The 14,729-nt window shown below is 31.6% G+C and carries 12 protein-coding genes; 5 read left to right on the top strand and 7 right to left on the bottom strand.

The features are described from left to right. The first annotated feature begins 177 nt into the window (after positions 1-177). On the top strand, positions 178-1,059 hold the full coding sequence (locus tag C6368_RS17595) for a hypothetical protein (RefSeq protein WP_107040033.1): 882 nt from the start codon (positions 178-180) through the stop codon (positions 1,057-1,059). Further along, positions 1,056-1,661: a hypothetical protein gene (locus C6368_RS14940; RefSeq protein WP_107040032.1), complete on the top strand. Its 606-nt coding sequence runs from the start codon at positions 1,056-1,058 to the stop codon at positions 1,659-1,661. The genes C6368_RS17595 and C6368_RS14940 overlap by 4 nt, the downstream gene beginning before the upstream one ends. 115 nt (positions 1,662-1,776) lie before the next feature. Here C6368_RS14940 and C6368_RS14935 read toward each other — a convergent pair whose 3' ends face one another. The 4 genes from C6368_RS14935 to C6368_RS14925 all read right to left on the bottom strand — a co-directional run bounded on the left by C6368_RS14935 (position 1,777) and on the right by C6368_RS14925 (position 5,772). Beyond that, positions 1,777-2,829: an alpha/beta hydrolase gene (locus C6368_RS14935; protein ID WP_107040031.1), complete on the bottom strand. Its 1,053-nt coding sequence runs from the start codon at positions 2,827-2,829 to the stop codon at positions 1,777-1,779. Positions 2,830-3,492: 663 nt separating this feature from the next. Beyond that, positions 3,493-4,533, bottom strand: a complete 1,041-nt coding sequence (locus tag C6368_RS14930; RefSeq protein ID WP_107040030.1) for an alpha/beta hydrolase — start codon at positions 4,531-4,533, stop codon at positions 3,493-3,495. Positions 4,534-4,748: 215 nt separating this feature from the next. Beyond that, positions 4,749-4,871 carry a hypothetical protein gene (locus C6368_RS17560; protein ID WP_262494886.1) on the bottom strand — a complete coding sequence of 41 codons (123 nt, stop codon included), beginning with the start codon at positions 4,869-4,871 and terminating at the stop codon, positions 4,749-4,751. Positions 4,872-4,962: 91 nt separating this feature from the next. Continuing rightward, the gene (locus tag C6368_RS14925; protein ID WP_107040029.1) at positions 4,963-5,772 is read right to left on the bottom strand and encodes an alpha/beta hydrolase; all 810 of its coding nucleotides are present in this window, start codon (positions 5,770-5,772) and stop codon (positions 4,963-4,965) included. Positions 5,773-6,201: 429 nt separating this feature from the next. Here C6368_RS14925 and C6368_RS14920 point away from each other — a divergent pair, with 429 nt between their 5' ends. Together C6368_RS14920 and C6368_RS14915 are read left to right on the top strand one after the other, a co-directional pair. After that, a complete protein-coding gene (locus C6368_RS14920; RefSeq protein WP_107040028.1) occupies positions 6,202-7,659 on the top strand; it encodes an MBOAT family O-acyltransferase in 1,458 nt (485 codons plus the stop codon). A gap of 9 nt (positions 7,660-7,668) precedes the next feature. After that, a complete protein-coding gene (locus C6368_RS14915; RefSeq protein WP_107040027.1) occupies positions 7,669-8,595 on the top strand; it encodes a hypothetical protein in 927 nt (308 codons plus the stop codon). Positions 8,596-9,115: 520 nt separating this feature from the next. Here the strand turns inward: C6368_RS14915 and C6368_RS14910 are convergent. Then, positions 9,116-10,315, bottom strand: a complete 1,200-nt coding sequence (locus tag C6368_RS14910) for an exo-beta-N-acetylmuramidase NamZ family protein (RefSeq protein ID WP_234369150.1) — start codon at positions 10,313-10,315, stop codon at positions 9,116-9,118. Positions 10,316-10,372: 57 nt separating this feature from the next. On the opposite strand from C6368_RS14910, the gene C6368_RS14905 reads away from it, so the two are divergent. Continuing rightward, positions 10,373-12,073, top strand: coding sequence for an ABC transporter permease (locus C6368_RS14905; protein ID WP_107040025.1), 1,701 nt, complete (start codon positions 10,373-10,375; stop codon positions 12,071-12,073). A gap of 184 nt (positions 12,074-12,257) precedes the next feature. Here the strand turns inward: C6368_RS14905 and C6368_RS14900 are convergent, their stop codons facing one another. Together C6368_RS14900 and C6368_RS14895 are read right to left on the bottom strand one after the other, a co-directional pair. Then, positions 12,258-13,220, bottom strand: a complete 963-nt coding sequence (locus tag C6368_RS14900; RefSeq protein WP_107040024.1) for a GSCFA domain-containing protein — start codon at positions 13,218-13,220, stop codon at positions 12,258-12,260. Between the two features lie 3 nt (positions 13,221-13,223). Next, positions 13,224-14,510: a polysaccharide deacetylase family protein gene (locus C6368_RS14895; RefSeq protein WP_107040023.1), complete on the bottom strand. Its 1,287-nt coding sequence runs from the start codon at positions 14,508-14,510 to the stop codon at positions 13,224-13,226. Positions 14,511-14,729 lie beyond the last annotated feature (219 nt).

Genomic DNA, 14,729 nt, shown 5'->3' with positions numbered 1-14,729 from the left:
AAATTATTTGAACTTTCGAAGTGCAATTTTTATTATTATATATTAATTAGAGAATATCCCCAAACCATTGAATTAAAATATACTTAGTTTCTCTTTTTTTTGTAATTTTAACTTTTGATATTTATTTTTCAATAGACTTGAATCAAATATTCTAATTTTCGTACTTAAAACCAATCTATGAAACCTAATAGTTATTTCAAAAATGACCAAATTATAAGAGATAATGAATTTTTATTGACCTATGCTGTTGGACAAACCGATATGGAATATACAATAGCATATGCTAATGATTTAAAAGTCTTAAAAAGTATAAATGATATTCCGAATATTTCATCAATTATCACCACTACAGACCTATCGGAATTTGTTAACCCATCTAAAGGTTTAATTATAAGCCAAAACCCCCAAAATGACTTCTATTTACTGCATAATTTCATGATTGAAAACAATTATATGAAACCACTTCAGGATAGTAAAATTGATGAATCGGCCATTATTTCACCAACCTCAAGAATTGGAGAAAATGTGGTTATTGGTAAAAATGTAGTGATTAAAGACTATGCAATAATTGAATCAAATGTTGTAATTAAAGATAATTGCGAAATAGAACAATTCGCTGTAATTGGAGCAAACAGTATGCAACGTACAATTATTGATGGTAAATTATTTCAGTTAAAATATGCAGGAGGTGTAGAAATCGGTGAAAGAACGCGAGTTTTAACAGGCGCTATAATACAAAAACCTTATCAGGCATTTTATACAAAAATTGGACATGACTCAGTAATTAGCACTCGTGTTGTAATTGGACATGGAAGTAAAGTTGGTAACAGAACCTTTCTTTCTGGAGGTTCAGGAATAGCGGGAAACTGTATTATAGGCGATGAAGTTTGGATTGGTGGTGGCGCAATTGTTTCTGATGGAATTAATATTGGTGACAATGCTAAAGTTTTAATCGGAAGTGTCGTTGTAAGAAATGTCATGACGAAATCAACCGTATCAGGAAATTTCGCATTAGACCATAAAAAAAATATTTTAAATCAAGTAAAACTTAGACAATGAGAGAAGTAAATTTAGAGTTTAGTTTTAAAGGAGATAGGAAATATGTTCACGGTACAGATATCTTCAAGCAGATTATAAAAACGGTTGATTCGCTTGAGTTTAACAATTGGGATTATTTAGAACTGAATATACGTAAAATTAGTTCTTATAACATGATTTGTTATATCTCAGATAAAAAGTTAAAACAGAACGGGGAAGTAATTAATTTTCTAGTCAAAAAGGGTGAAGTTCAAATGTATGGTTCAATTGTCGAAAATATTAACAACGAAATCAAAACAAGAATCGAACTTGATGAAACTGATATTTCAAGTAATTGTAAAATCAATGATAACGAAGACTCTATAACATATAACAATCCTTTAAATACTGTTCATTCAATAGATATTATAACTTCAATTTGCAAGATATATTTAGAGAGTCAAAGTAATAGTTCTGATAAATGGTTTTTTAGAACTTTGAAATTATTCAGATCAATCGATGAAATCGAAAGTAAAAAGATACGCTTAAAGAAAACATCACAAAAGCTAAATATCCAAGCCTTCGATATTTTCATAGGTGATGAAATGATTGCTCAAGGTTATGCGGCATCAATTTCTATGTGAATAAAAAAGGAAAATTTTAGCTAATTAATTTAAAAACATCCAGTGATTAAAGTAAAAAGGCGCAAAACATGCACCTTTTTACTTTCTAAATTATATTTGGAAATATTAAACTATTCTACTCTTCGATTTTTCTGACTATAAAATCATAAACAGACTCTCCATTTCTAGTATCTATGTTCATTGTTGGTAAATAAACTTTTGTACTCAAATTTACTGCATTTGCTTTATCCATCAAAACTTTACCTTGAAGAGGATGATGCAAAAGAGAATTAACGTAAGTAGGATAACTGTTGCTCACACCCGTATTTTCAATATATAATTCAGGATCATCCGATGATAGTTTATTTAGATAATCTAAATTCGCCCTATCTTGAATTATTTGAGGAGTATTTAATTCACTCATTTGGTTTATTCCATAAAATTTCATTATCAATGACTCTGAAACCAACGATTTTACGGTTTGAAAACTAAACCCCTGTGTCAAATAATCATCAAACACTGTATTATGCCAATTTACAAGGTCGTAATTTCCTTGGGTTTGAATTGCAACAACTCCTTTTACTCTAGTGGTTTCTCTCAAAATTCCATTAGGGGAAGTCATATCCGCCATATCATCATTTAATCCTAACCATAAACTTGCGCCAGCACCAGCAGAGCCTCCCACTAGCACAATTTTGTCAGTATCTAAATGTAAAATTCTCGCATGATGGCGCAGATATTGTAAAGCTAGCTTACAATCTTCCATTGTTTTAAGAACTCCTTCTTGTCCATTAATTCCTAGCAAGTGATAATTTATAGATACAAAGGCAATATCATCATCCATTAAATCTTTAATTAAAGTTCTTATCCTAGGGTTTGTATATGCCATGCTCTTATCTCCAGAGGTAAATCCTCCACCATGGATAAATAATACTAGCCCAATTTTCCCCTCAGAATCAGGTAAAAATAAATCAAACTTATGGCGATCGTCAACTCCATAAGGAAGATCACTGTAAAATCTCACCCCAGGTGTTGTCATAGAAAATGGAGAGACTGATACTGGAATTGCTTTAGTATCTAAATTCAAATCAGGAATTGACTTTTCATTTCTGATTTGACTCACTTCTTTCCGACAAGAAAAAAGACTAAATAATGTAAAAAATAACATGGTAAACTTAAATAACTTCATCTAACTAATTTTTAATTTTCGATAAAACTAGATTTATTATTTTTATAAAAAATTGAGTTATTGTAACCTAAAAGACAACAAAAATTAGATTTAAAAATTCAATCATCTGTGTATTTTTTTTTCATTAAGTTTGTCGAGAAAATAAGATATTTTACACTTAGAATCTCATCATTCATTGGGAAAAACTTTTTTTAAAAAAAGCAAATATGGAAACTAGACGGGGAGTTGAATAAATTGTTAAAACATGTTAAACTACATTTATTATAGGGAATTCCCTTTAACAAAAAGCTAAAACAAGTAAAAAAACTAATCGCTTTGAAGAGGGAATTGAATTTCACAAATCATCGCATTCTTCCTCATTTTAAGTTGTCTAATCCTAGAATAGTCATCAGCCAACATGAAGGATAAAGTTAATGAAACAGATTTTTCTATAAATTACTTCCCTATTTAGTATCTACTCTAATTATAGAATTGGTTTGGCTTAACTATATCTTATCAAGGATAATGTATACCACATAGAAAAAACTTAATTATTGATTAAACAGTTTTTTTGCAAATTTCATTATATCAATATATATACCTGGAATAATTGAAAGTAATAACCATTCGCGGTTTATTCAATATTTTTAAACAATTTATTATAAGGATTGCCAGTTAACGAATTTACTCTTTAAACTTTCGCACTACAAAATCAATCATATCCTCACCTTCCCTTGTATCGAGATTCATGGTAGGTAGATATACACGCGTTTTAACATTCACTGAGTTTGCTTTATCCATCAATAATTTAGAATGCAATGGATGATGCAGTAAAGCGTTAGCGTTACTAGGAAACTTATAAGAAACAGCTGTATTCTCTAAATATAATTCAGGATCATCCGAAGTTAATTCACTTAAAAAATCAAGTTCATCTCTTTCCTTCTGCAAATTAGGAGACATTACTTCCTCCATATTTCTGACACCATAAAATTGTTTTATCGCTCGCTCTGAAATTAAAGTTGAAATAGTATTAAAATCAAAACCTTGTGGTTTGTATTCATTAAAGACAGTGCTTGACCACTCCAATAAGTCATAACTTGCTTGAGTTTGAATCGCTATTACACCTTTAACTCGTGTTGACTCTCCCGAAGTAGTTTCATTTTTAGCTGAATTGGCCATATCATCCTTCAAAGCAAGCCATAAACTTGCTCCAGCACCAGCAGAACCTCCCATAAGGATTATGTCACTCTTCTTTAAGTTATAAGTTTGAGCATTCATACGAATAAATTGCAATGCTTTTTTAGTGTCATTTAATGATTTCATTACACCATCTACATCGTTCTTCACTAATAGTTGGTAATTAATAGTAGCAAATGCAATATTCTTCTTTAGGATTTCATTTATAAATAATGCTGAGCTTTTATTAGTATATGCTAAGTTCTTATCTCCTCCAACAAAACCTCCACCATGGATGAAAATCACAATACCAGTTGGCCGATCAGATTTAGGCATAAATAAATCAAATTTGTTTCTACTATGAGTTCCATATTCTATATTTTCTAAAAATGTAACTCCCGAAGCAGATACTGGAAATGGTGTTTCTGTACCACCTTGAGTAGGTTCTGGTGAAGTTGGGTTTTGTGGGTCTGCCTCAATCAAAATTGATGACAACTCTGAACATGAAATTAGTGTTAAGAATGATAAAGTCAGTAATAAAATCTTCATAATATATTTCAAATTAGAAACCAAATATATATAAAAAATCAGCTCTATTATCAATTCCAAAGAAGAATATAACCATTTCACTAGTACATAAATAGAGAATTAGTTCATGGGTCTGAGATTGTTATTCTTGATTCATGTGCAGATTACTTAAATTATAAAATTCAAGATATCATTCAAGTAACTTAGCCTTAAAAAAAATGAGATTGATATGGATTTTATTCATCCAATTTACGAATTACATAATCAACAGCACTTTCACCATTTCTGGTATCAATATTCATTGTAGGTAAATATACACGAGAATCAACATTTACTGAAGCTGCTTTTTCACTAAGCATTTTAGAATGAAGTGGATGGTGTAAAAGTGAATTTTTATTATAAGGAAAAACGTGATCCACAGCATCATTCTCTAAATAAATTTCAGGATCGTCAGAGGTATACTGACTTAAATAATTCTATTCTTTCCTGAACGATCTCTGATGAATACACGTGATTTAAACTATCAACCCCATAAAACTGATTTATTACATCATCAGACAATAAGTTAACAATAGTTTCAAAGCTGAAACCTTCACCTAAATATTCTTGAAAAATTGAATTAGGCCATTCAATAATATCATAACTACCTTGTGCTTGAACTGCAATTACACCCTTAACACGCGTTGATTCACTTGAGACATCTGGAACCAAAGTATTATTAGCCATATCATCGCTTAAAGCAAGCCACAAACTAGCTCCCGCTCCTGCTGATGCGCCCATTAGAACAACATCTTCTTTGGAAATGTTGTAAGAATCTGCATGAAACCTGATGTACTGAAGTGCTTTTTTACTGTCATTAACAGATTTTAAAACACCCTCCTCTTCATCAGTATCGAGTAGTCTATAATTTATTGTTGCAAAGGCAATATTCTCGGAAAGCAGCTCATTTATTACATTTTTAACTTTCGGATTTGTGTAGGCAAAACTCTTGTCTTCGGCAACGAATCCACCACCATGTATAAATATGACTATTCCTGTTGGAGATTCTGATTCAGGTATAAATAAATCATACTTATTTCTAGTGTTAGGACCATATTGTATATTCTCATAAAATTTCACTCCAGCTGCAGTTATTGTGAAAGGAGGACTAGTAAGAGTAGAATTAATATCCACAATAACTGGCTTCTCTAATAAAGGATCATCTTTTTTCGTACAGGAAAATATGGATATTAGAATTACGAGAACTATAGTTAGTTTCATCTGTTTACTTTTAATTTATCAAAATTAATACTTAAGCATAAATCAGTTTGTTATTTAAATACAAAACTTAATCTAATTAAGTTAAAATATGTTATTAGGATAAAATTACGTCAAAATACATTAATAATTATACGATAACTTGCTGAATTTTAAACCATCTACAATTAAACAAAGCGATCAAAGATTTGTTCGACTCTAAATATGTTAGCTCCAATACTGTTATACGTAGAAATAAGTTCTTTTTGAAAAAGTTGAATTTTGATTAATTCTTAATTTTAATTGCTTGACAATAGCTCAATTATACCTATCTTTGTCTTTTAAGATTTTTTATTGAAACTAAGTCAATTAAACTAATTTCACAACTTATGAGACCATATACCTATTTCCTTAAATTATGGATTGTAAATTAATTATTTTAAATATCAATAAATGTTATTTAACTCTATAGATTTCGCCATATTTTTACCAACTGTTCTAATACTTTATTGGTTTGTATTCAATAAAAGTTTAAAAGCACAAAACTTTTTAATTGTTGTAGCCAGCTACCTTTTTTATGGACTTTGGGATTGGAAGTTTCTATTTCTTATCCTTTTAAGCACAGTAGTAGATTACTCCATTGGGCTACTTTTAAAGAAAGAAAATCATTTAACCAAACGAAAGGTTCTACTTTGGACGAGTGTTGCAGTAAACCTTGGAATTTTAGGTTTCTTTAAATATTACAACTTTTTTATCGAAAATTTCATTGAAGTCTTCTCGATTTTTGGAGTATCCATCCAAGCCAACACACTGAATATAATTCTTCCTGTCGGGATAAGTTTTTATACTTTCCAAACCCTGAGTTACACTATTGATGTATATAAAAGAAAGCTCGAACCAACAAAAGATTTTCTTGCATTTACCGCATTTGTTAGTTTCTTTCCTCAATTGGTCGCAGGACCAATTGAAAGAGCGAGTAACCTGCTTCCACAAATAACAAATAAACGAACATTTGACTACTCAAAGTCTGTTGATGGTTTAAGACAAATTCTTTGGGGGTTAATAAAGAAAATGGTTATTGCAGACAATTGTGCAGTGTTTGCTAACCAAATATTTGCGAATTCAGCAGACTACAATGGTAGTACTTTAATTTTAGGGGCTTTCTTTTTCACAATTCAGATATATGCTGATTTCTCAGGTTATTCTGATATCGCAATAGGTTCGGCAAGATTGTTTGGAATAAACTTGAGACAAAACTTTGCTTTCCCATATTTCTCTAGAAACTTCGCTGAAGTATGGCAAAGATGGCACATATCATTGACTACTTGGTTTCGAGACTATTTATTTATCCCTATGGTGAGGAATAGTAAAAGCACCAGTATGTTTGTAAAAATAAGAGCACTCTTCTTACAATTCATTATCATTGGATTTTGGCACGGTGCAAATTGGACCTTTATACTATGGGGAGTTACACACGCTATATTTTTCTTACCTAACATCCTTAAAAAGAAGAAAAAGAAAAGTATCAAAACCAAGACATATAAATATAAATTTGTTTTCAACTCTTTAGATAAATTAAGAATGATTAAAACTTTTGCTTTAATCACTTTCTCTATGATTATTTTTAGAGCTGAAAGCGTTCAACATGCATTCAACTATATATCTAAAATTTTCTCAACTTCTACATTAAGCTTCCCTCGCTTTATGAACATGCGAGATGCCGCACTAACATTACTTTTAGTGGCTGTATTTTTTGTAATAGAATGGTTCGGTAAAAACGACCAATATGCAATAGAGAAGTCTCTAAATAAATTTAGTCGACCAGTTAGATGGTCTATTTATTATGTTCTTGTTCTTGTTATGTTTTTGTTTGTGGGCAAGCAGCAAGAATTTATCTATTTCCAATTTTAGAAGAATCCTATGAAGCAGTTTTATAAAAAACTCACTATCTTCTTAGTTCCAATAATCGTAATCACGGTTGTTTTAGAGATAGGCTTAAGGAATATCCAAAATGATTACAAGCTAAAAAGTGACTACTTAGATAAGAATGCAGGAGAAATTGAAACATTAATTTTAGGTAGTTCTCATAGTTTTTATGGTTTAAACCCTGAATTATTTAGCTCTAATACATTTAATACAGCAAATCTTTTTCAAGACATTCATTTTGATCATGAAATATTAAATAAATATTCTTCAGATTTAAAAAGTCTAAAAACTGTTATCCTGCCAGTTTCTTACATCTCATATTTTGGAAACCTGAAGTATTCTGCAGCAGATTGGAGAGTAAATTACTATTCAATTTATGCCGGAATTGAGCCAGAATCATTCTTCGATAATTTTGCCATTTTAAGCACCAAAATAGATTTTTCTATAGGCCTACTTTATAAATATTACGTAAAAAAGCAAAAGTTAATACAAAGTTCGGATTTAGGCTGGGGATCAAAAAACAAACCTTTTAGTCAAGAAAGACTAAATAAATCAGGAAAAGAAGCCGCCGCTCGACACACCCATGATATTGAAACAAATAAACTAGCTCAACAAGCTTATGCTGAAAATATGATAGATGTTAACTCTATTTTAGAATGGTGTAAAAGTCAAAATGTAAAGGTTATTTTATTTACACCACCAGCCTACGAAACTTATAGAGATTATTTGGAACCTAAACAACTTCAATTAGTTATTGATATTTCTGAAGAATTAGAAGCTAAAAACGACAATTGTACCTATTTAAATTTGTTAGCAGACACAACTTTTGTTTCCACAGATTATTATGATGCTGACCACTTATCTAAAGAAGGTGCCGAAAAATTATCTAAAATAATGAATGATATTATTGAAGCGAATTAAAAGTTAATCCTATAAAAAACCATTAAAAACCAATAGAAAAGGTATAATCCACTTTCGAAACTTCAACCACCTACATGATGCTGGACTCTACTATCAATTAAAGCTTAAAAATTCTACTTTTCTATTAAAGTCGTATTCAACCATTTTCAATAAAATAAAAAGGTGCTCTAAATTAGATTTGACTGATTAAAACGAATTCCAAAAATTTGTCTACAACGGAATAATATAAATAATATTTAAATGATATCTTTTATTGCATACCAGCTAAGGTATAGTAACCCCATCTTTTCTGAAAAAAGATATCGTGGAAATCCCAAACTGATTTTCTTAGAGCTTAAGAAAAGAAAATTAACACAGCCATAGACTGGTGAAGAGTAGAGCATATTGAGTCGAATAATAATTCTTTGCTCTTCCTTGAAACTTATAGACTTTAAAGAAAAACCGTCAACCTAAGAATGATGTATCTCATGATTGGATATCAGTCTTTGTTTTAATGCAAACTATCTTCTTCAACTGTCAATTATTCGTAAATTAAATACCCTTTCCTCATTTCCATAAAATCCATTAATCCAATTTTCCAGCTTGCTCGGATTTCTTCTTCGCTCTTCCCCGCAATGATATCTTTTCTCAATTGATCTGTTCCTGCAAGAATATCAAACCATCTGTTTTTTGTAATGAAAAAATCCGTTGTTTCCATGGCCCTATATGCTTTGATTAGCCATTGAATTTCTAAATGCTTCACCTTTCCGTTTTGGGCGTAATCATGTAAATTTTCACCATAACATGTTTGGTCTTTGTGTTTAGGATTTTTTGATCCAAAACTAGATACAGGTTTAAATGTATCGTTGAATCCTTCTTTTCCTTTTAAATCTGGATGACCATAAACTTCAAAAGGAGTTGCTGTACCTCGTCCTACGCTTAAAGTTGTCCCTTCAAATAAACACAGCCCTGGATATAATTGAATTGCTTCATCACTTCGTAAATTTGGCGAAGGTGCAACAGGCAAAGTGTATGGCATGTGTCTGTCATAATTTAAGCATGGAACAACTTTCAATTCACATTGCACTCCGTTTTTCAACCATTTCTCACCATTAATCATTTGTGCGATTTCACCAACAGTCATTCCGTGAACGATAGGAATTGGATGCATTCCTACAAAAGATTCATAACCTTCTTTACGAATTGGACCGTCAACATAATGACCATTTGGATTTGGACGATCTAAAACAACAACCTCCACTCCACTTTCTGCAGCAGCTTCCATTATATAATGCAAAGTTGAAATATAAGTATAGAATCGAGCACCAACATCTTGAAGGTCGAATAGCAAAACATCAATTCCTTCCAATTGGGCTGCATTTGGTTTTTTATTGCTTCCATAAATTGAAACAATCGTTAATCCAGTTTTAGGATCTTTATCTGTAGCTACATGTTCTCCAGCGTCAGCCTCTCCCCGAAAACCATGTTCAGGAGAATAAACTTTAACTAGATTTATTCCGCTAGAAATTAAGGTATCAACAAGGTGAGTTTCTCCTACTCTACTGGTTTGATTACCTACTAATCCAACTTTTTTATTCTCCAGAAGAACTTTGATGCTATCAATTTGTTGCGCACCTACAATAATTGGTTTTTCTTCCTTAACTTCCAACTTTTCTGGAGAATTTGAAGTCATTGCTTCTTGAGCTGGTAAATTGCTTTGACAAGAAACGATGAAAAACACAAAAAAACTTTTTAGGAACAGACGCATTGAGTACATTAGCAAGCATTTTAAGATATTGTGAATAAAATATATTACATAGCAAAGAAAATCCATAAAGGGAATGGCGAAGATAAAAAAGTTTCGCAACCCATCACGCGAATTGCTCGCTTGAGTATAATTTTGGCTATGGTAATCAACATCATCACCTTAGCTGTAGTTACAGGTTTTCAGAACAAAGTCAAAGATAAGGTAATTGGGTTTGGTTCGCACGCAACAATTGTTAAAGCTGGTGAAAATTCAACTTTTGAATCTGCTCCAATTGTTTACAATGATTCTTTAGAAAAAGCGGTAAAGAATATCCAAGGTGTAAAAAATATTCAATCCTTTGCTTATAAACCCGCATTATTGCAGTCAGATCCTGATACCAATAGATACAATGTAAACGGAATTGATACTTTTCAAGTGCAACAGGAAATTCATGGGATTGTTATGAAAGGAGTTGGATCAACCTACGATTGGACATTCTTTGAATCGCACCTCATCGAAGGCATTGTGCCAGATGTCAAAGATTCTATTCCGCACAATGAGGTAATTATTTCTTCACAGATTGCCAAAAATCTAAATATTGATGTTGGTGATGACGTAAATGTATTCTTTGTTAAGGCAACTCCAGTAAAACTCAAATATAAAGTATCTGGGATTTTCAAAACGGGACTTCAAGAATTCGATGAACAAGTTGTAATTGGTGACATGAGAAATGTTCAGCGCTTAAATGATTGGGGAATTCAAACCGCTATTCGTGTGGCCGACACTGCAACAAGCGATGGTCAATTAATTGTTTATGCTGATACGCGAGGTGGAAATGGTAATTACCGTCATGATTGGGGCCAAGGCTATGAAAACGCACAAGGTTTTACATATTGCGATTTTAAGGATACCGTGATTCGATTAATCAGCTCAGATTATTACACATTTATAGATGGTTTTGGTGAACTTAATTCAATTCCAGATACTGCTTTTTTACATGTTAAAGTTGAAGGAAATAAATACCTACCTTGTTATCCAAAAAATTTAGAGTTTGGTGAAATTCAAAGAGAATTCTTAAATGAATCTGGGACAAAGTTTGCCATAAATTTTAAAGGTGGAAAAAGAATGGTATTTGAATACTTCGATGGCAAAGGAAGTCATCAGAATTATATTGGTGGATATGAAGTTGAAATTACCGACTTCGCAAAACTCGATGAAATAGCAGCGAATATTAAGCGCGCTATTTATTTCCAAGAAACAGACGAGAATATTGAATATAGAGTGAGAACAATTTCAGAAGATCAACAGGAAATTTTCTTGTGGTTGGACTTTTTGAACTTAAATGTCATCATCATCTTGGTTTTAATGTTATTGATAGGAACAATCAATATGGGATCAGGTTTACTGGTATTAATTATCACGAAAACACAATTAATTGGTTTATTAAAGGCTATAGGAGCATCAAATTGGGAAATTAGAAAACTCTTCTTATACCAAGCGGTTTTTATCATTCTTAGGGCAGTAATCTTTGGTAACATTGTTGGAATTGGACTATGTTTACTTCAATACCACTTTACAATTATTCCTTTGAATCCTGAAGTATATTATCTTGATGCAGTGCCCATTGAATTAAATTTCTGGCATATTGGATTGTTGAACATAGGAACTATTGTATTGTGCACCGCAGCTTTGATTATTCCATCTTATGTAGTGACTAAAATTTCACCCATTAAGGCGCTAAAGTTTGATTAATGAAATGCTCTTAATAATTGAAAAGTACTACCTCTGCTCCTTTCTATACTTCTAAATATCTAGATAGAGTCCCTCATCCAACAAAGGGAGATGGATTGTTATGATTAAAGCGAAAATTAAACCCTAGAAAAGAATTCGGGTCGGCAATATTTCTATAAAGTAATGAAATTATACTTTTCTAGTGCTAGAGTGAGTTTTCATTTTGTGATGATATAAAACTACAATCCACAAAATCAAATCTTCCCATGAACTCTTTAAGCTTCTTTTCTCTCTCATCTTGAAATTGCTTGGCTTTTTTCGATGATGGGTGCAAAGCTTTATGCTGAAATAAAATCCTTATTTTATCGTATTCCTTGTAAATCTTACCTGCTTGCTCACTAAAATAAGTATCTTTAAATCTAGTCCAAATTTCTTCAACCGCTATTTCATTTGGATGAATTCCGTCTTTTCCATAAAATGCATAATCTCGCATTTCATCTATCATCAATTCATATGCTGGAAAATAATCAACATTAGAAAACTTATCATTCAATTCATGAACTGCATTTAGTAAAATAGCTTTACTGCGTGAGTTTTCAATCATTCCATCTTTCGTATGACGAACTGGACTCACCGTAAAAATGATTTTAGTTTGACTTGCAGTATTTAGTTTCTCTATAACTTCAGTCCACTTTTGTATAATCTCGTTTGAGCTAAGTAATCGCTTTTCAAAATCCTCTTTTGGTGCTTTATGACAATTGGCAACAATCTGATTGGAAGATTTCTTTTCATAAATCCAAGCAGTTCCAAAAGTCACAAATAGAATTTTTGATGTGGATAAAACCCTGAGAAAGTCTTTTCTTAATTCAATCAATTTGGACTTTAATTCTTTCTGAGAATAAGCAAAACATGTACTGTTTGCCACCCAAGAAAGTGCCACATCATCTCTTTCGAATATTGAATCTTTTAAACACTCATCACTTCTCAAAATTAACTCTGCTAATGAAATTGGATTAAAAACTACACCAAAAGGATTTGATTGGACATTAAATCCTGAATTCAACATTTTTTTAGACAAGTGCTCCGAGAAACAACTCCCTAAAAACGAATAATTCGAATGGTAATCAATTAAGTTTTGGTGTGCAATTTTGATTTTGGTTTTATACATGGGCTAATCTTTGTTAAGCGTTTCCTCTAAAACTCTACTCCAACCCTTCCATTTCCCATAATCACCAATGGTTTCATTGTGCCAAAGTGCAACAAAATTTCCTCCATAAGTTCGAACTTCCGACTTTAACATTTTTACCATTTTTATAGCATCGTCAATGTTTAATTCCATGTATTCATTCAAGGTTCCATCCATATATGAAATGGGATGTAATTTTAATTTAGAAGGTCGATTTTCTTTCAAATTATAAAATACAAATGGTCTAGCAATTCCAGCCCTAAACCCTATTTGATCAGCATAACCTAGAGAATAATCATCCGTAAAACCTACCTTTTCCAAATCTGCAAAAGTATAAGGTAATTTGACCTTCAAAAAATGTTGACGTGTGTTAGCCACATCTTTTTCTAAAATCTCTTCAATTCTTAATTTCTCATCTCTTAATACAACTCTCGACTTATTAGACTGGTAGCTAGGGTGTAAACCTACGTCTGCAAATTCATTTACTTCTGAAATTAATCTGCGGTGCTCTTCGTTATCATAATCTACATTCCGATCAAAAGTCCCATATTCTCCTAATAGCCAGAAAACTTTTACAATAAAACCTCTGTTGGCTATACCTTCGATAATTTCGTAAGTGTCATAAGGGTCTTTCTTTAATCCCGCCAAGACCTCTTTTCGTTCTTTCAAACGATCCTTATTATATTTTAATAAATCTTTGGCAATACTCATATATTTTCGCCATCCTTTTTTTAATCGATAAGCATAAACATTATCAATATCGAAAGTTGGAATTACTTTAAATGGAATTTTAGCTGCACTTAAAGAACAAGCATTTTGTGTTTCGATGTAAGATATAAATGATTCAGACCAACGCTCAACTACTAATTTATTCAACCATTTCATTTTAAACATCAACGATTTGGAACCAATATTTCTATCATGTTCATCCGTTTCTTCATTTAAAAAATCGTCATATAAGGAAATGACATAGAAAATACTTCCTAAAACATCAGAAACTCCATCTATACTTAACAGTTCTTCTCCATTCCAATTCGATTTTTCTACTATGTGATGAATTAATTCTTCCTCAAAAAGAATCATCGAAGGATAAAGTGTTGCGTCTTCATCAAATATACTGTCCTCAGAATAAGCCAATTTGGGCAACGGTGCATCCTTAAAACTTTTAACGTCATTCACCAATCGGAAATTGATATTTCTATCATCAAAAATTACCGACAAAGTATAGGTCAAGCGTCTTGTGATCTGATCTGCGTAAATTGTGAGCATCATATTATGCTAATCTACTTATTTTTTGAAATATGAGGGATTTTTGAGTTGAAAATTTAAGAATTGATCAACTCACAATAAGAAATTATATCCTACGTTGAATAGGGTAACTACATTCAAAAATTATGGTGAGGTTTATTATTACTACTTTCCTATGTTTCACAATTTTAACTTCTTGTATAAAAGAAGTCAATCTTAATCTCGATAAATTACCTCAAAAAG

This window comes from Brumimicrobium mesophilum, assembly GCF_003025005.1.
Lineage (GTDB): Bacteria > Bacteroidota > Bacteroidia > Flavobacteriales_D > Crocinitomicaceae > Brumimicrobium > Brumimicrobium mesophilum.
This window is presented reverse-complemented; position numbering and strand designations above follow the sequence as displayed.